This is a genomic window from Pseudomonas sp. Sample_14, assembly GCF_004307515.1.
In the GTDB taxonomy this organism is placed as follows: domain Bacteria; phylum Pseudomonadota; class Gammaproteobacteria; order Pseudomonadales; family Pseudomonadaceae; genus Aquipseudomonas; species Aquipseudomonas atacamensis.
This window is the reverse complement of record NZ_RCOC01000095.1, coordinates 125,316-143,151: the sequence shown is the minus strand read 5'-3', so window position 1 is coordinate 143,151 and position 17,836 is coordinate 125,316. Positions and strand designations below refer to the sequence as shown.

14 protein-coding genes are annotated in these 17,836 nt (G+C 58.6%); 9 read left to right on the top strand and 5 right to left on the bottom strand.

Going from position 1 to position 17,836, the window contains the following annotated elements:
• The first annotated feature begins 112 nt into the window (after nt 1-112).
• The 3 genes from D8U61_RS24180 (at nt 113) to D8U61_RS24170 (ending at nt 4,470) form a co-directional block, all read left to right on the top strand.
• On the top strand, nt 113-1,168 hold the full coding sequence (locus tag D8U61_RS24180; protein WP_130889124.1) for a tetratricopeptide repeat protein: 1,056 nt from the start codon (nt 113-115) through the stop codon (nt 1,166-1,168).
• A 132-nt stretch (nt 1,169-1,300) separates the two neighbouring features.
• On the top strand, nt 1,301-2,803 hold the full coding sequence (locus D8U61_RS24175) for an ATPase domain-containing protein (protein ID WP_024013082.1): 1,503 nt from the start codon (nt 1,301-1,303) through the stop codon (nt 2,801-2,803).
• Nucleotides 2,800-4,470, top strand: coding sequence for an ATP-binding protein (locus D8U61_RS24170; protein WP_016774859.1), 1,671 nt, complete (start codon nt 2,800-2,802; stop codon nt 4,468-4,470). Before D8U61_RS24175 ends, D8U61_RS24170 begins: the two co-directional genes overlap by 4 nt.
• A 91-nt stretch (nt 4,471-4,561) precedes the next feature.
• Here the strand turns inward: D8U61_RS24170 and D8U61_RS24165 are convergent, their stop codons facing one another.
• The 5 genes from D8U61_RS24165 to D8U61_RS24145 are packed head-to-tail and all read right to left on the bottom strand — an operon-like array spanning nt 4,562 to nt 11,088.
• Complete coding sequence (locus D8U61_RS24165; RefSeq protein ID WP_016774860.1) at nt 4,562-4,939, bottom strand: response regulator; 378 nt, start codon at nt 4,937-4,939, stop codon at nt 4,562-4,564.
• Between the two features lie 44 nt (nt 4,940-4,983).
• Nucleotides 4,984-6,198 (bottom strand): hybrid sensor histidine kinase/response regulator, encoded by a 1,215-nt coding sequence (locus D8U61_RS24160; RefSeq protein WP_016774861.1) that lies wholly within the window; start codon nt 6,196-6,198, stop codon nt 4,984-4,986.
• Complete coding sequence (locus tag D8U61_RS24155; protein ID WP_125926544.1) at nt 6,192-6,785, bottom strand: chemotaxis protein CheB; 594 nt, start codon at nt 6,783-6,785, stop codon at nt 6,192-6,194. Before D8U61_RS24155 ends, D8U61_RS24160 begins: the two co-directional genes overlap by 7 nt.
• Nucleotides 6,782-7,615 (bottom strand): protein-glutamate O-methyltransferase CheR, encoded by an 834-nt coding sequence (locus D8U61_RS24150; protein ID WP_016774863.1) that lies wholly within the window; start codon nt 7,613-7,615, stop codon nt 6,782-6,784. Before D8U61_RS24150 ends, D8U61_RS24155 begins: the two co-directional genes overlap by 4 nt.
• A complete protein-coding gene (locus D8U61_RS24145; RefSeq protein ID WP_122692507.1) occupies nt 7,615-11,088 on the bottom strand; it encodes a response regulator in 3,474 nt (1,157 codons plus the stop codon). The genes D8U61_RS24150 and D8U61_RS24145 overlap by 1 nt, the downstream gene beginning before the upstream one ends.
• Nucleotides 11,089-11,353: 265 nt before the next feature.
• Here D8U61_RS24145 and D8U61_RS24140 point away from each other — a divergent pair, with 265 nt between their 5' ends.
• The 6 genes from D8U61_RS24140 to D8U61_RS24110 all read left to right on the top strand — a co-directional run bounded on the left by D8U61_RS24140 (nt 11,354) and on the right by D8U61_RS24110 (nt 17,835).
• On the top strand, nt 11,354-11,713 hold the full coding sequence (locus D8U61_RS24140) for a response regulator (RefSeq protein ID WP_130927796.1): 360 nt from the start codon (nt 11,354-11,356) through the stop codon (nt 11,711-11,713).
• 117 nt (nt 11,714-11,830) lie between these two features.
• On the top strand, nt 11,831-13,135 hold the full coding sequence (locus tag D8U61_RS24135) for a glycosyltransferase (protein ID WP_130927795.1): 1,305 nt from the start codon (nt 11,831-11,833) through the stop codon (nt 13,133-13,135).
• Nucleotides 13,136-13,242: 107 nt separating this feature from the next.
• The gene (locus D8U61_RS24130) at nt 13,243-14,106 is read left to right on the top strand and encodes a phospholipase (protein ID WP_130927794.1); all 864 of its coding nucleotides are present in this window, start codon (nt 13,243-13,245) and stop codon (nt 14,104-14,106) included.
• Nucleotides 14,107-14,194: 88 nt separating this feature from the next.
• Nucleotides 14,195-15,100: an AraC family transcriptional regulator gene (locus D8U61_RS24125; RefSeq protein ID WP_125926540.1), complete on the top strand. Its 906-nt coding sequence runs from the start codon at nt 14,195-14,197 to the stop codon at nt 15,098-15,100.
• Nucleotides 15,101-15,441: 341 nt separating this feature from the next.
• Nucleotides 15,442-16,752: a sugar ABC transporter substrate-binding protein gene (locus D8U61_RS24120; RefSeq protein WP_130927793.1), complete on the top strand. Its 1,311-nt coding sequence runs from the start codon at nt 15,442-15,444 to the stop codon at nt 16,750-16,752.
• 156 nt (nt 16,753-16,908) lie between these two features.
• Nucleotides 16,909-17,835: a sugar ABC transporter permease gene (locus tag D8U61_RS24110; protein ID WP_041480415.1), complete on the top strand. Its 927-nt coding sequence runs from the start codon at nt 16,909-16,911 to the stop codon at nt 17,833-17,835.
• The last annotated feature ends 1 nt before the right edge of the window (nt 17,836 follow it).

Here is a 17,836-nt window from a genome sequence, read left to right as displayed (position 1 = left end):
ATTTCACAGTCGACACGTGTTGTAGGACGATTCGCTGGCAACGGTTTGACTCACGCGCCAAGCTGAACGAAGCTTGCCGCTCTGCTCAAGTTCGAAGCTTTCGGAAACCCGCATGACTCAGTCCCGCCGCAACCTGCTGATCGGCTTAGGCCTCGTACTGATCCTCGGCGTCGTCTGGCTGTCCTGGCGCAGCAGCACTCCGACCATCCCCGATGCTATCAAACATGGCTACAGCGAAGCGCTGAACGCCGCGCGCACCGGTGAACCCGGAGCGGCGCGCCAGTTGTACCAGCAATTGGGCCGCCCGGACATCTCGGTCAAGCGCCGGGTCTGGCTGCATGGCGAACTGCCCAATTACCCCAGTCCGCAGGCGTTGAAGCTGGCGGACATCGACTTGCATCACGAAGCGCCGCAAGTGCGCGTCGCAGCGATCAAAAGCATCGTCGGTCTGGTGCCCGGCGGGCAGCGCAGTCTGCTGCTAGGACCGTTGCTCGATGATGAAGAACAAGCTGTCCGTTTCGCCGCGATCAATGCCCTGCTCGGCCTGGCCCCGGACGAGCTCGGCCTGTATTTCGCACCGCTACAGCAGGCCATCGACGGCTGGCAACAGACCCTGGAAAGGCAGCCGGAAAGCGCCGCCAACTATGCGCAACTGGCCCGTCTCTATATTCACAACGCCGAATACAAACAGGCCCAACAGGCTTTGGACAATACCTTGCGTCTGGAACCGGGCAACCTGCCGGCGCTGGTCATGCAGATCGATGTGCTCGACCGCCAGGGCCAGAGCGATGCCGCTCGCCAGTTGCTCGCCCGCCAACTCAAGGCGCAGCCCGATTCGGCCTATCTGCAACATGCCCTCGGCCTGTGGCTGCTGCACCACGGCCAGCGCGAATATGCCCTGCTCGGCCTGTCCAAAGCGGTCGAGCTGGAACCGGACAACAAGGATTATCGCTACGACCTCGCCACCACTCTGCACAGCGCGGAAGAACTGGAAGCGGCGCAGAAACAATTGCAGGAAATCGTCCAGCGCCACCCCGCCGACCGCAAGGCGCGGGTGCTGCTAATCAACTATTGGAAGGAAAGCGGCCAGTTGCAGAATGTGCAGATTCTGCTGGCGCAACTGGAGCAGCTCAATCCGGACGACCCGGCCCTGCAACAGGGTCTTTAATCAAGGTCAAGCGGGTGCAATCAACCACCTGTCGAAAGAAAAAGCGGAACCGTGAACATGCCCTGAGGTCAAGTTATTCAGGCGGCTCACTTAGCCAGCCGCCGGATTACCCTAGTCATAAGAGGGCGTTTTTTGACTACATCAAACGAGTTGATCAGTGCAAAGGCCGCCGTCGGCATTGTTGGTCTGGATGACATCCTTGCCGGTGGCCTGTCCCGCGGCCATGTGTTTTTGCTCGAGGGGGAACCCGGAACCGGCAAAACCACCGTGGCTTTGCATTTCCTCCGCGCCGGTGCGCTGGCCGGGGAACGTTGCTTGTACATCACTCTCTCGGAAACCGAGAAAGAACTGCGTCAAGGTGCGCTCTCCCACGGCTGGGAGCTGAACGAAAACATCAAGATCTTCGAGCTGACACCGCCGGAAAGCCTGCTCAATGCCGAACATCAGCAAAGCCTGCTGTATTCCTCGGACCTTGAACTGGGCGAGGCGACCAGGCAGATTTTCGAAGTGGTCGAACGCTTCAAACCGACCCGTGTAGTGCTCGACAGCCTTTCGGAGATCCGTCTGCTGGCGCAGAGCTCGTTGCGCTATCGTCGCCAGATTCTGGCGATCAAGCATTACTTCGTGCGCTACGACGCCACCGTCCTGCTGCTCGATGACCTGACTACAGAATCCCTCGACAAGACCGTGCACAGTGTCGCCCACGGCGTGATTCGCCTTGAAGAGCTGACGCCAAGCTACGGCGCCGAGCGTCGTCGCGTACGAGTGGTCAAATATCGCGGGCAGAAATACCGTGGCGGTTTCCATGACTTCACCATCATGGGCGACGGCGTCCATGTTTTCCCACGCCTGGTAGCGGCGGAACATCGCGGTGACTACCCACGTCTGCAGCTGTCCAGCGGCATCCCGCAAATGGACGCCCTGCTCGGCGGCGGCATCGAGACCGGCTCAAGCACGCTGATTCTCGGCCCGGCCGGTACCGGCAAATCGATGATTTCGATGATCTTCGCCGCCGCAGCGGTGGCCCGAGGCGAAAAAGCCGCGCTGTTCATTTTCGATGAAGAGCTGGGCCTGCTGTTCGAACGCATGCGTCATCTGGGCATCGACCTCAAAGCCTTGCAGGCCACCGGTAATCTGCTGATCGAACAAGTAGACGCCGCCGAATTGTCTCCCGGTGAGTTGTCCCATCGCGTGCGCCGTTGCGTCGATGAGCTGGGTATCAAAACCGTGGTGATCGACAGCATCAACGGCTATCAAGCGGCGATGCCGGAAGAAAACGCGCTGGTGCTGCACATGCACGAGCTGCTGCTGTACCTTAACCGCAAAGGCGCGGCCACCTTCATGACGGTCGCCCAGCACGGTCTGGTGGGCGATATGCAGGCGCCGGTCGATATCACTTACCTGGCCGACACGGTGATTCTGTTGCGCTACTTCGAAGCCCTCGGCAAAGTCCGCCGGGCGATCTCGATTATCAAGAAACGTACCGGCAACCACGAGTCGACCATCCGTGAATACCGGATCTCCTCGCGTGGCATGACCATCGGCCAACCGCTGGAATCGTTCCAGGGCGTGCTGCGTGGCGTGCCGACCTACATGGGAGCGAGCAATCCATTGCTTGAGGATGAAAGCTTGTGACGGTCAACACGCCGTTGGCCGAGCGGGTGCTGGTTCTGGCGCCCATGGGTCGTGACAGCCAGATCGCGTTGATGATTCTCAACGAAGCCGGTTACGGCGGCATGGTGGCGCCGAATCTCGGCGCTCTGTGCACCGAACTGGAGGTCGGTGCCGGGTTGCTGCTGATTGCTGCTGAAGCGTTGCGCGGACCGGAACTCGAAGGGCTTATCGCCTACCTTGACCAGCAGCCCGCGTGGTCGGACATGCCCATCGTACTGCTGACTCATCATGGCGGCGATGAACAAGGGCCGCCGTCGCGCCTCAGCACCCTGCTCGGCAACGTGACTTTTCTCGAGCGCCCCTTCCATCCCGCGACGCTGGTCAGTCTGGTCTCCGCCGCCCTGCGCGGGCGGCGACGACAATATGAAGCGCGCGATCGGCTGATCGACCTGAGTGAAAGCGAACGACGCCTGCAATCGACTCTGGAAACCCTCGAGCAACAGGTTGAAGAGCGCACCGCACAACTTCGCCACAACGAAGAAGCGCTGCGCCAATCGCAGAAAATGGAAGCGGTCGGCCAACTTACTGGCGGCATCGCTCACGACTTCAACAATATGCTCACCGGCATCATCGGTAGCCTGGAACTGCTGCGCCGACGTCTGGCCCGGGGCCGGACCGAAGACCTCGACAGCCTGATCGATCTAGGCGTGACCTCCGCCAACCGCGCCGCCGGCCTGACTCACCGCTTGTTGGCGTTCTCCCGCCGGCAATCGCTCGACCCGAAAGCCGTGCAGATGAACACGCTGGTGCTGTCGATGGGCGAGCTGCTGCAACGCAGCCTCAATGAGAGCATTCATCTGGAAATGCGCCTGGACGACAACCTCTGGGTTGCCGAGGCCGATCCCAATCAACTCGAGAGCGCCCTGCTCAACCTGGTCATCAATGCCCGTGATGCGATGCCCGAGGGTGGCAAACTGGTGGTGGAAACCAGCAATCAGGTCCTGCATAGCGACTTCACCGCCGCTTACAGCAATCTGGAGCCGGGCGATTACGTGATGCTCAGCGTCACTGACAACGGTAGCGGCATGCCGCAGAGTGTGGTCAGCCGCGCGTTCGATCCGTTCTTTACGACCAAGCCGATCGGCCAGGGCACCGGCCTCGGACTGTCGATGATCTATGGCTTCAGCAAGCAGTCGCGCGGGCATGTGTCGATCGACAGTGAAGTCGATCAAGGCACCACGGTAAAACTCTACCTGCCGCGTTTCCGTGGTGAAGAAGTGGAAATTCCCGTCTCGGATTCGCAGCAGGCTCCGTATGCGATGGATGGCGAAACCGTACTCATCGTCGAAGACGATCCGGCTGTGCGCGTGTTGGTCAGCGCCGTGCTCAGTGAGTTGGGTTATGCGTTCGTGGAGGCCGGTGATGCCGACGGCGCCATGCCGATTCTAAATTCGACGCAGCGTATTGATTTGCTCATCAGCGACGTTGGCCTGCCGGGGATGAACGGTCGTCAACTGGCGGAGGTTGGTCGGCAATACCGGCCAGGTCTGAAAGTGTTGTTCATCACCGGTTATGCCGAGCACGCGGCGGTGCGCGGTGGCTTCCTCGACTCGGGAATGCAGATGATCACCAAGCCCTTCACCTTTGATCTGCTCACCGCCAAGGTGCGCGAGATGATCAATAGCTGAATCTACAGGAGCCGCCGAAGGCTGCGATCTTTTGACCTTGATCTATAAAAAGCAAAATCAAAAGATCGCAGCCTTCGGCAGCTCCAACATATCAGGCCAGCAATTCCTGAATCTTTTCCTGCAACACATCCAGATCGAACGGTTTTTCCAGGATCGGTGCCTTGCTGGTGATCGGGCTGCCGGTTTCACGGATTTCCTGCGGATAGCCGCTGATGAAAATCACTTTGAGGTCCGGTCGCAATTTCACCGCTGGCTCGGCAATCTGCACGCCGGAGATCCCGCCCGGCAGGCGGAAATCGGTAATCAGCATGTCCAGGTGAGGTTTGCTGGCGAGGATCTCGAAAGCCTGCTCGCCATTTTCCGCTTGCAACACGCGATAGCCCTGCCCTGACAGGTAATCCGTCAGGACCATCAAGATAACCGGTTCGTCTTCGACGACGAGTACTACATCTTGCGCATCTACGCTCATGGGAAGCCTTTGTTCGGTCAATAGCTGCTGATACGACCGTGTGGTCACTCAGAGGTTGCGTCGGATATGCCGTTTTCCTGGATCGGCAGACAAACGCGAAACAGGGCGCCTTCGTTGATTTCACTCTCGACGACGATGGAGCCGCCATGGGCGGCGACGATCTGCTCGGAAATGAACAGACCCAGCCCGAGCCCGGCCACCACCGTCTTGGCGGACACCCGTTCGAACTGCTGAAAAATTCGCTTCTGGTTCTCGGCGCTGATGCCGATGCCGTGATCCTGGACCTCGACCCGAGCCTCGTCAGCTTCGCGATAGACGCGCACCTGAATCGGGCTGCGACCGCCGTAACGCAAGGCGTTGGTCAGCAGATTGGACACCACTTGCTCGATGCGGAACTCGTCCCAGCAACCTTCGACCGGCTCGGACGCCTCAAAGGAAACGCTGGTTTCCGCCGCTTCCATTTGCGGTGCAAAATTTTGCAGCAGATTGCTGACCAGTTGCACCAGATCGAAACGACTCGGGCGGATCGACAGTTTGCCGGTGCGGATTCGCGAGACATCGAGCATGTCTTCGATCAGGCGAATCAGACTTTTGATCTGCCGCTCATCGCGGTCGACCATCGCCTGCATCTTGTCGAGGGTGAACGCCGCGGCGTTGTCCCGGGCCAGGTGCATCTTGCGCAGCTGGGTTTCAAGGATCAGGCCATTGAGCGGTGTACGCACCTCGTGGGCAACGATGGACATGAAGTCATCGCGCATGCGCACCGCTTGTTCCAGCTCAAGCTGCGTGCTTTGCAGCTGTTGCAGCAGCGCTTCCTGCTCGCGTCGGGCCTGCTCCAGCGCCTCGACCTGCTGTTTCATGGCCTTGCTCTGGCGATACAGATCAACGAAAACGTTGACCTTGCTCTTCACCGCATGAATGTCCAGCGGCTTGTGCAGGAAGTCCACCGCACCGCTTTCATAGCCCTTGAACGCGTAGTTGAGTTCACGGCCAGCGGCGCTGACGAAAATGATCGGAATGTTCTTGGTCTTCTCGGTGCCGCGCATCAACTCGGCCAGTTCGAAGCCGTTCATGCCCGGCATCTGCACGTCGAGAATGGCCATGGCGAATTCGTGTTGCAGCAATAGCGACAGTGCCTCGTCCGCCGACAGAGCCTTGTAGACCGTGCGATCCTCGCGCTTGATCAGCGCTTCCAGCGCCAGCAGGTTTTCTGGCAGATCGTCAACGATCAACAGTTTGGCTTGGATATTACTCAGCATGCGATTCGTTCCAGCTCGACTAGCAGACGGCCGATGCCGTGAATGGGTAGGACATGATCCGGCTGCAGAACGTTCAGTGCAGCCTGGGGCATGGTGGCGACTTGTGCATCATCGGGGTCTTGAACAATGGTCAGACCGCCGCACTGCTTGACGCAGGCCAGCCCGTAAGCGCCATCCTGATTGGCGCCGGTCAGCAGTAAGGCGGCGAGTGTCGGGCCGTAAACGTCAGCGGCGGATTCAAACAGGTAATCAATAGACGGCCGCGAATGATGCACGCGATCCTCCAGGCTCAGCGACAGGCTGCGATCCGCTTCGACCGACAAGTGATAACCGGGCGTGGCGAAATACACCGTGCCGGCTTCAATGTCCTGCTTGTCTTCAGCTTCCTTGACCGGCATCGCCACACGGCGGGAGAACACTTCGGCCAGATGACTGCGGCGCTCTTCCGGCAGATGCAGAACGATGATGATCGGCAGCACATAGCCTTTGCGCAATGGCCCGAGCAGGGTCAGCAACGCCTCGACACCGCCTGCGGAGGCGCCGATCACGACGGCCTCGATGCGAGGCAGGCTCGGGGTGTCGTTCATGATTTGCGGTAGATCCGTTCTTGTTTGACCAACGCCTCGAACTGGTTCGAATAGTTGGAAAAATCCAGGGTTTCCTTGCTGCCCAGCACCAGAAAGCCGCGATGCGACAACGATTCATGGAACAGCCCGAACGCCCGGTCCTGCAACTTCTTGTTGAAATAGATCAGCACGTTGCGGCAGGAAATCAACTGGGTTTCGGAGAACACGCTGTCGGTGGCCAGGCTGTGGTCCGCGAATGTCACGTTCTCGCACAGGCTCTTGTCGAAAATCGCGTAGCCGTAGGCTGCCGTGTAGTAATCGGCAAACGAACGCTGACCGCCGGCCTGCTGATAGTTGGCAGTGTAGGCGCGGACGTTTTCCATGGAGAAAATCCCTTGCTTGGCCTTCTCCAGCGAGCGCGGGTTGATGTCGGTGGCGTAGATGATCGTGCGGTCGAGCAGGCCTTCCTCGCGCAGCAGAATCGCCATCGAATAGACCTCCTCGCCCGTGCTGCAGCCGGCAATCCAGATTTTCAGCGACGGATAGGTACGCAGCAGCGGCACCACTTCGTTGCGGATCGCCAGGAAGTGCGACGGATCGCGGAACATCTCGCTGACCGGGATCGTCAGCAGTTGCAGCAGTTGCATGAACGCGGTCGGGTCGTGCAGGACTTTTTCCTGCAGGGCCGAGATGGTCGCGCACTCGAACTGACTCAGCGCGTGCTGCACCCGGCGCTTGATCGAAGCGCCGGAGTAGTCGCGAAAGTCGTAGCTGTATTTCAGGTAAATCGCCTCGATCAACAAGCGTAATTCGATTTCGCTGTTGCGCTCGGCTGAACTGCTGCGTTCCACTAGATGCGTTCCATTTTCGGTAACCACACACGTATCAGCGAGAACAGACGATCAAGGTCGATGGGCTTGGCCAGGTAGTCGTTGGCGCCCGCTTGCAGGCAGCGCTCCTGATCGTCCTTCATGGCCTTGGCCGTCACCGCGATGATCGGCAGCTTGCGCCAGCGCGGATCCTTGCGGATTTCCATGGTGGCTTCGAAGCCATCCATTTCCGGCATCATCACGTCCATCAGCACCAAGTCGATGTCCTCGACTTCATGAAGTTTCTCAATCGCTTCGCGGCCATTACGGCCGATCACCACGACTGCGCCTTTGTGTTCCAGTGCGCTGGTCAGGGCGAAGATGTTGCGCACATCGTCGTCCACCAGCAGCACTTTGCGACCTTCAAAGACCTTGTCGCGGCTGCGCGCGGTCTTGAGCATCTTCTGCCGTTCATGGGACAGCTGCGATTCGACTTTGTGCAGAAAGAGTGTGACCTCGTCGAGCAATCGCTCCGGGGAGCGTGCGCCCTTGATGATGATCGAGCGCGAATACTTGCGCAGTTCGGCCTCTTCGTCGCGGGTCAGGTTGCGTCCGGTATAAACGATGACCGGCGGGAACGAGCAGATGTCCTCGGTGGACATGCGCTTGAGCAGATCGTTGCCGAGCATGTCCGGCAGCTTGAGGTCGATGACCATGCAGTCGTAGATGGTCGTGCGCAGCAATTCCAGGGCGTCCTGGGCCAGGCCGACGGCAGTGATTTCGATGTCTTCGTCGCCAATCAGCCGCGCGATGCTTTCGCGTTGCAGATCGTCATCTTCGACCAGCAACACGCGTTTGACCTTCTGCGTCAGCTTGGCCTCGAGACGGGCGAACACATCCTTGAGCTCTTCGCGGGTGGTCGGCTTCACTGCGTAGCCGATCGCGCCCATGTGCATGGCCGCTTCGACGCGGTCTTCCACGGAAATCACGTGCACTGGAATGTGCCGGGTTTCGGCGCGTTCTTTCAGGCGTTGCAGCACGGTCAGACCGGAATGATCCGGCAGGCGCATGTCGAGCAGGATCGCATCCGGAACGAATTCGCGCGCCAGGTCGTAACCTTCGTCAGCGCCGTGGGCGACCAGACACATGTAGCCCAACTCATGGGCCAGGTCATAGAGGATACGGGCGAAGTTCGGTTCGTCCTCCACCACCAGAATGCAGCGGGTGGCGAACGGTGCCTTGTCGCGATCGTCGGCAAAGCGCGGGATAACTGCCGGAATCGCCGATGCGAGCGGAGCCGCAACAGCAACTGGCGCAGGCGTCACAGGTGCCGGGTGGAAGGTCAGCGGCGCGGCCGGCGTTTCACCGAATTCGTGATACTGACGCGGCAACACCAGCGTAAACGTGCTGCCCTGCCCCGGCACGCTGTCGACGCTGATCGAACCGCCCAGCAACGTCGCCAGATCCCGCGAGATCGACAGGCCAAGGCCGGTGCCGCCGTACTTGCGATTGGTGGTGCCATCCGCCTGACGGAACGCCTCGAAGATACTTTCCTGCTGATCCGCGGCGATACCGATCCCGGAATCCTTGACGCTGAAGGCGATGTGATCGTTCGGCTGCGCGGTGATGCTCAGGCTGACGGCGCCGTGCTCAGTGAACTTGATCGCGTTGGACAGCAGATTCTTGATCACCTGCTCCAGACGCTGACGGTCAGTGAACAGCAAGCCCGGTGCGTCCGGCTGAACCTCGACGCTGAAGGCCAGTTTCTTGTCCGCCGCCAAGGGTTCGAACATCGAGCGCAAGCCGTCGACCAGACGATCGACGCGGGTGTTTTCGGCAATCACTTCAAGCTTGCCGGCCTCGACCTTGGAAATGTCGAGGATGTCGTTGATCAGGTTGAGCAGATCGTTGCCGGCCGAATAGATCGATTCGGCAAACTTGACCTGTTCCGCCGACAGATTCTGCTGCGGGTTCTCCGCCAGCAGCTTGGCCAGAATCAGCGAACTGTTGAGCGGCGTGCGCAGTTCGTGGGACATGTTGGCGAGGAATTCGGATTTGTACTTGCTCGAGCGTTGCAGCTCTTCGGCACGCTCTTCAAGCTGGATCTGCGCCTGATTCAGCTCGGTGTTTTTCTTGTCCATCGCATCGCGCTGTTCGGCGAGCTGCTCGTTGGTCTGCTCCAGCTCGACTTGCTGGGTTTCCAGATGCGCCTGGGATTCCTTGAGAATCCGCGACTGTTCTTCCAGCTCTTCGTTGGCAGTCTTCAGCTCTTCCTGCTGCACTTGCAGCTCTTCATTGAGCTGCTGGGTTTCGGCGAGCACTTCCTGCAAGCGCTGACGGTAACGCGCCGCTTCGATCGAGGTGCCGATGTTGCCGGCAATCAGTTCCAGCAGTTCGATGTCGCGCTCGGACAGCGGACGCAGGAAGCCCAGTTCGATCACACCGTTGACCCGATCATCATCGCTGGTCGGCACCACCAGCACACTGTGCGGCAGACCTGCGCCGAGACCGGAGCTGACTTTGAAATAGTCGCCCGGGACCGCGTCGAGACGGATCAGGCGTGCCTGTTCTGCCACTTGGCCGACGATGCCTTCGCCGCTGTAGATCGTTTGATTGAGCTCTTCCTGCTCGCGGGAGAAACCATAAGTCGCCACGCGCTTGAGGCCGCCATGTTCTTCACGCACATAAAGCGCGGCGACGGCAGTGCCGAGGTATTGCGCGCAGAATTGCAGAATATTGCGCCCCAGCAGGTTCAGCGTCAGTTGACCCAACACCTGCTCGGCCAGTTGCGTCTGGCCGTTGCGCAGCCACGCCTGTTTCTCGAGGCGTTCGGCGCTGGCCAGTTGGGCGGCGAGGTTGGCGCTGTAGTTGGTCGACAGGTTGAGCAGATCACGGCGGCCGATGTAGGCCAGCAACCCACTGATACCGACGATGAAAATCAGATAAAGGGTGATGCTCCAGATCGTCGTGCGGCGCACATCCTCATTGCGGGTGGCGCGCAGCACCTGCTCGGTCTCGATGACGTCCTCGAATTGCTTGCGGATTTCATCGGTCAGGCGCTTGCCCCGCCCGGCCTTGACCGCACCGCGATAGTCGCCACTGCTGCGCTGCAGATCGATCATCGACTGCGCGTAGTTGGCCCACTCCACCTGCAAGGCTTGCAAACGGCGCAGGCGATCGGTCTGCACCGGATTATCGGCGGTCAGCTCCAGCAACGTATTGAGAGCGACCTCGATACGCGGCTTGGCAACTTCGTACGGGTCGAGAAAGTGCTCGTCACCGCTGAGCAGATAGCCGCGCATGCCGGTTTCCAGATCAACGGTGAGCTTCACCGCTTCATTGGCGTTATTGATCACCCGGTCGGTGTGCTCGACCCATTGGATGACCGACAGCAAATAAGTGATCAGCGAGACGAAGAACACGGCGCTGAGCACGCCAACGCCCAGCGGCAGGCTGACGTTGCGACTCAGAAGTTTGCGGAACCGTTGTTCATCAACCGAGGACGGAGAGGACATGGGGCAGCCTTGTCGAACTGTTGAAAACCCGAGAGTTTGCCCCAAAACCCCGCCATGGATCCATTTTTCTCACACAAATGATGGCATTTTCCTACACACGCCTGCGCATTGGACGACGCCAACGGTTATCCTTGCCGCACCGCACTGACCTGTTCTTTTTTGTATCAGCTCGGGAACTTGTGGCTATGCGCCACTTACTCATGCAAGAGTCCGGCAAAATTCGCTTGCCCGGTATCCCCCGATTTCAATTTTTGAGAGTCCTGCCATGTCTGCCAATGCCTCCACTATCCTTGTCGTAGAAGATGACGACATCGTGCGCATGCTCATCGTGGATGTGTTGGAAGAGCTGGAATACACGGTATTGGAGGCTGATGACGGGAACGCGGCACTCGAGATTCTTGCGAATACTGGCAAAGCCATCGATTTGATGATGACCGACCACGGCCTGCCTGGCATGGATGGCCGCGAACTTTCTCAAAAGGCCCGTCAGCTGCGCCCTGCTCTGCCCATCCTGTTTGCCAGCGGTTATGCCGAGACTATCGAAGTACCCGGCGACATGCATGTCATCGGCAAACCGTTTTCGATTGACCAGCTACGCGACAAGGTCAAATCCATACTGGAATAGTCCTGCGCATCTACCTGCATTGGCTGGAACCCGAGCAATCGTGATCAACCTGAACTGGCGATGAGCACGCATCACTGTGGTTTAATTGCGCCTTTTTTAAGCGCCGAGAATCCAGCGATGTCCCACTCAGTTCCCACCAAAGTCCTGGTCATCGGCTACGTCTGGCCCGAGCCCCGCTCTTCGGCGGCCAGCGGACATGTCATGCAGATCCTCGAGACATTTCTCGATCAGGGATGGGACATCACGTTCAGCAGCCCGGCCGGCCCGGGTGAACACAAGGCTGATCTGACGGCGCTGGGCGTTCGCGAAGTATCGATCGAGCTCAACAACAGCAGTTTCGACACGTTCATCAGCGAGTTGGCGCCGGATATCGTGCTGTTCGATCAGTTCATGATGGAAGAACAGTTTGGCTGGCGGGTGGAGAAACACTGCCCGGGCGCCCTGCGCATCCTGGAAACCTCCGACCTGCAAAGCCTGCGGCATGCGCGTCATCAGCGTCTGAAAGACCGGCTGAAAAGCGACGACGAGCAGACTGATTTCACCGAACTGTTCGCACCGGCATTGCACGAAGAATTCCAGCTGATGGCGAGCACCGATCTGGCCAAACGGGAAATCGCTGCGCTGTACCGGTGTGATTTGAACCTGATGATTTCCGAAGTCGAGATCGACCTGCTGGTGGAGGAATTCGGCCTGCCTCGGCAAATCCTGCATTGGTGTCCGTTGATGATTGATCTTCCGGACACCGCCGCGCCAGGTTTCGAAGAGCGCGCGCATTTCCTCAGTATTGGCAACTTCCGTCACGCGCCAAACTGGGATGCCGTGCTCTGGATGAAGACCACGCTCTGGCCGCTGATCCGCGCGCGCTTGCCTCGCGCGCAACTGCATATCTATGGCGCCTATACGCCGCCCAAAGCCACCGCACTGCACAACCCGGCCCAAGGCTTTCACATCATGGACTGGGCCGAAGATGCGCTTGAAGTGATGTCGGCAGCGCGGGTCTGCCTTGCGCCATTGCGCTTTGGCGCGGGAATCAAGGGCAAACTGGTCGATGCCATGCTCTGTGGCACGCCAAGCGTGACGACACCGATCGGCGCCGAAGCCATGCACGGCGATGCTCCTTGGCCGGGCGCCATTGCCCTGGACGCAAATACCTTCGCCGAACAGGCCGTGCAACTGTACGAAGATCCAGCGCGCTGGCAGCAAGCGCAGATTCAGGCTTCGGCACTTTTGCAGCAACGTTATCAGCGCAGCGTACATGGCCCGCGTCTGACCAACCGGATAGATGATTGCCGACAACACTTGGCACAACTTAGAAACGACAATTTCACCGGCGCCATGCTGCGACATCACACACTCAAAAGCACTCAATACATGGCTCAATGGATCGAAGCGAAAAACCAGTTGAATCCAACAGAGCGTTGATTACATCAATTACATGACTTGCATTAAAAGCGAACTTTCGCAATAACGCTAACATGCCTATAAACATCCTGCGCGCAACTAATCAACCACTTCGCAGGATATGCAACATGGAAAACTTCGACGATATACCAACCCATCAATGGATGGCTGATTCACCACAGATCGATAATCTTTCGTTATTCGAAATGACCCTGCCCGGCGCGCACAACGCCGGCTGTGACTGGGAAGCTTCTTATGCCCTGATTCCCGGGAAAAACTGGCTTGCCTGCCAGGACGTTTCGTTTTATTCGCAGTTGAATCGCGGCGCTCGCGCACTTGATGTACGCCTTGTTTACAACAGCAAGGCGAAACAACTGGCGAGATTCCGTTTCCAGCACAATGGATTCAACTCTTCGCGAACGCTTGAAGACCTGATCAGAGACCTCAAGGGATTTTATGAAAGAAGCCCGAACGAGTTTATCGTTCTGGACTTTCATGAACTTTCCAACGCTACAGATCCATTCAACCATGAGGAATTCAGAACAGCTTTGCTGGAGCACCTTGGGGAACGGATCATTCCCACCGAAAATCTGCATCTGACAATTGGCCAACTCAAAGCCATCGATCCATTGCAGCGCGTTATGGTGGCTGCGCCGATGACCTGGGAAACCCTGGACTTCCGCTTTTATAGCCAGATCAATCACAAGTGGATCGGCAAATCACAGGTCAGCACCTCGGATCTTTATGGCTATATAGACAACGTACTGAGCACACCTGTCAGTACGCGCCGCCCGTGGTCGCTGTCGGCAACCAGTTACACACTCGGCGGGCCACAGCGAATCCTCGACAGTCTTGACGAGTGGTTCGATCCGGAAAAATCCGATTGGGCGCGCAAGTGCAACATCATCAATTTCGACTTCATCAAGAATTCGAATATCGTGCGCTTCTGCCAAATGGCCAACTTGCAAAAGGCCCGCGACAAGCTCAGTTGAGCGGTCTCCACGGACGGCCGGTCGGAAGTGGCACAAATGGCAAAAAACGAGGCATGATCGCGCAGCGATAATAAAAAAGTGCCTCGTCATGACCCGAACCGCTCGCGTGACCGACCCTTCCTACGAGTTGATGGACGACCATAACGGCTTGTCCATCATCTACCGCCAGCACGGCTTTCCCTGCCCGCTGGTGCGCTGGCATTTCCACAAGGAATACGAACTGCACCTGATCGTTGCCAGTTCCGGCAAGGTGTTCATCGGCGATTACATCGGCAACTTCTATCCGGAAACCCTGTTTCTGACCGGTCCCAACCTGCCGCACAACTGGATCAGCCAGGTCGCTGAAGATGAAGTGGTGGAGAAGCGCGACATGCTGGTCAACTTCACCGACGAATTGTTCGAGAGCGGGCATCAGGTGTTCGCTGAGCTGAAATCCCTGGCGCCACTGCTTGAGCGCGCGCAGTACGGCATCGAATTTCGCTGCAAGCGCACGATCCGTCAGGCCATGACGCTTATGCAGCGGATCGCCGACAGCACCGGCATCACCCGCCTCGGGCATTTTTTCATCCTGATGGAACTGCTCGCGGCCAGTGAGGATTACCTGTTGTTGTCCGGTGCCACCACGCCGCAACTGGCCGACGAACACAACATCGACCGCACCAACCGCGCGGTCGATTACATCTTCAGCCATTACGCCCGGGACATTTCACTGGAAGAAGTGGCCGAGCACCTGGGCATGACGCCGACCTATTTCAGCCGGGTATTCAAACAGGCCACCGGACGCAACTTCATCGAATTCGTCAATCGCCTGCGCATCAGCAAATCCTGTGAGCTGCTGGCCGATGGCGACAAACCGGTGACCGAGGTGTGCTTCGAGTCGGGCTTCAACAATATTTCCAACTTCAATCGACGCTTCCAGCAACTCAAAGGCATGACGCCGTCGCACTATCGACGGCTGGCGGTGCAGCGGCTGACTGAACAGAATCATCTCTGACGACACGCCACCTGTGGGAGCGAGCCTGCTCGCGAAAGCGTTCTGTCAGTGAAAAATCCTGTGGCTGACACACCATCTTCGCGAGCAGGCTCGCTCCCACAAGAGGTTGTGCCCGGCTGGCGAAATCTGTACGCATTCGTTAACCGCACCTCGCGCAAAACCCCTTCCCTGCGTTCACTCCACCAAACCCCAGTGCAAAAAAGTATCGACATAAGTGCTAGGGATGATTTGTCAGCCCCGCCGTTGAAGGCTGTAATCAGCGCAGATTCTTCCTGCATTCGGAAGACACAAAAACAATAACTGTCCTTCTGCCCCGTCGGGTGTCAGAAAAGGAGTGCACGATGCAACCCACTGCAAAAGCTCTGCTCGCTCTCACCTGCATGACCCTCAGCAGCGTCAGCCTTGGCGCCCAGACCCTGACCATCGCCACCGTCAACAACAGCGACATGATTCGCATGCAGAAACTCTCGAAAACCTTCGAGAGCGAGCATCCGGACATCAAGCTCAATTGGGTGGTGCTGGAAGAAAACGTGCTGCGTCAGCGCCTGACCACGGACATCGCCACTCAGGGCGGCCAGTTCGACGTATTGACCATCGGCATGTACGAAGCCGCACTCTGGGGCGGCAAGGGTTGGCTGGAGCCGATGAAGGACCTGCCGGCCAGTTACGCCCTCGACGATGTCTTCCCGTCGGTGCGCGAAGGCCTGTCGGTGAAGGGTTCGCTGTATGCGCTGCCGTTTTACGCAGAAAGTTCGATCACCTATTACCGCACCGACCTGTTCAAGGCAGCCGGGCTGACCATGCCGGAGCGGCCGACCTGGGAAGAGATCGCCGGGTTTGCGGAAAAGCTCACCCAGAAAGACAAAGAGCAATACGGCATCTGCCTGCGCGGCAAGGCTGGTTGGGGTGAGAACATGGCGCTGGTGACCACGGTCGCCAATGCTCATGGCGCGCGCTGGTTCGATGAGCAGTGGAAACCGGAATTCAGCGGCCCGGAGTGGAAAAACGCGCTGAATTTCTACGTCAACACCATGAAGAAATCCGGCCCGCCAGGCGCATCGAGCAACGGTTTCAACGAAAACCTCGCCCTGTTCAACAGCGGCAAATGCGCGATCTGGGTCGACGCCAGCGTGGCTGGTTCGTTCGTCACCGACAAAACCCAGAGCAAGGTCGCCGATCACGTCGGTTTCACCTTCGCTCCGCATCAGGTCACGGATAAAGGCTCGGCGTGGCTGTATTCGTGGGCGCTGGCGATTCCGACCAGTTCCAAGGCCAAGGACGCAGCAAAAACCTTCAGCGCCTGGGCCACGTCCAAAGAGTACGGCGAACTGGTTGCCAAGACCGATGGCATCGCCAACGTGCCGCCGGGCACCCGCGCTTCGACCTACAGCGATGCGTACATGAGCGCTGCGCCGTTTGCCAAGGTAACGCTGGAATCGCTGAAGGCCGCTGACCCGAGCAAACCGACGCTGAAACCGGTGCCGTACATCGGCATTCAATTGGTGACCATTCCTGAATTCCAGGCAGTGGGCACCCAGGTCGGCAAGCTGTTCTCGGCAGCACTGATCGGCCAGACCACGGTAGATCAGGCTTTGGCGGCGGCGCAGCAGACTACGGAACGCGAGATGAAGCGCGCGGGTTATCCCAAGTAAGCGCTGAGCGACTTGCTCCTGCCTCTTGTGGGAGCGAGCCTGCTCGCGAAGGCGTCGTGTCAGCCAACACACATGACACCGACCCGGCGCTTTCGCGAGCAGGCTCGCTCCCACATGGGGATCTCCATAGGTCTGAATGACTCGGTTGTGAATGCCATGAATACTTCAACTGCCAAAGCCCACATCGACCTGTCGCCACCCCAGCGCAAGCTGCGGGTGCGCAATCCCGGCTGGTTTCTGGTCAGCCCCTCGGTGGCGCTGTTGCTGCTGTGGATGATCGTGCCGCTGGGCATGACCCTGTACTTTTCGATGATTCGCTACAACCTGCTCTACCCCGGCGAAAACGAATTCGTCGGGCTGGAGAACTTCACTTACTTCCTCACCGATTCGGGCTTCATGCCCGGCGCGACCAATACGTTGTTGCTGGTCGGCAGCGTGCTGCTGATCAGTGTGGTCTTCGGTGTGTTGATCAGCGCGTTGCTGGAGGCCAGCGAATTCCTTGGTCGCGGCCTGGTGCGGGTGATGCTGATCTCGCCGTTCTTCATCATGCCCACCGTCGGCGCGTTGATCTGGAAGAACCTGATTTTCCACCCGGTCTCGGGGATCCTCGCCTACATCTGGAAGCTGTTCGGCGCGCAACCGGTGGACTGGCTGGCGCACTACCCGCTGCTGTCGATCATCATCATTGTTTCGTGGCAATGGCTGCCCTTCGCGATCCTGATTCTGATGACCGCCATGCAGTCGCTGGATCAGGAACAGAAAGAAGCTGCGCGCCTGGATGGTGCCGGCCCGATCGCGATTTTCTGGCACCTGACCCTGCCGCATCTGGCGCGGCCGATTGCCGTGGTGGTGATGATCGAAACGATCTTCCTGCTCTCGGTGTTCGCCGAAATCTTCACCACCACCAACGGCGGCCCCGGCTACGCCTCGACCAACCTCGCCTACCTGATCTACAACCAGGCGCTGGTGCAGTTCGATGTCGGCATGGCCTCGGCGGGCGGCTTGATTGCCGTGGTCATCGCCAACATCGCCGCGATCATTCTGGTGCGGATGATCGGCAAAAACCTGACTGACAAAGCGTGAG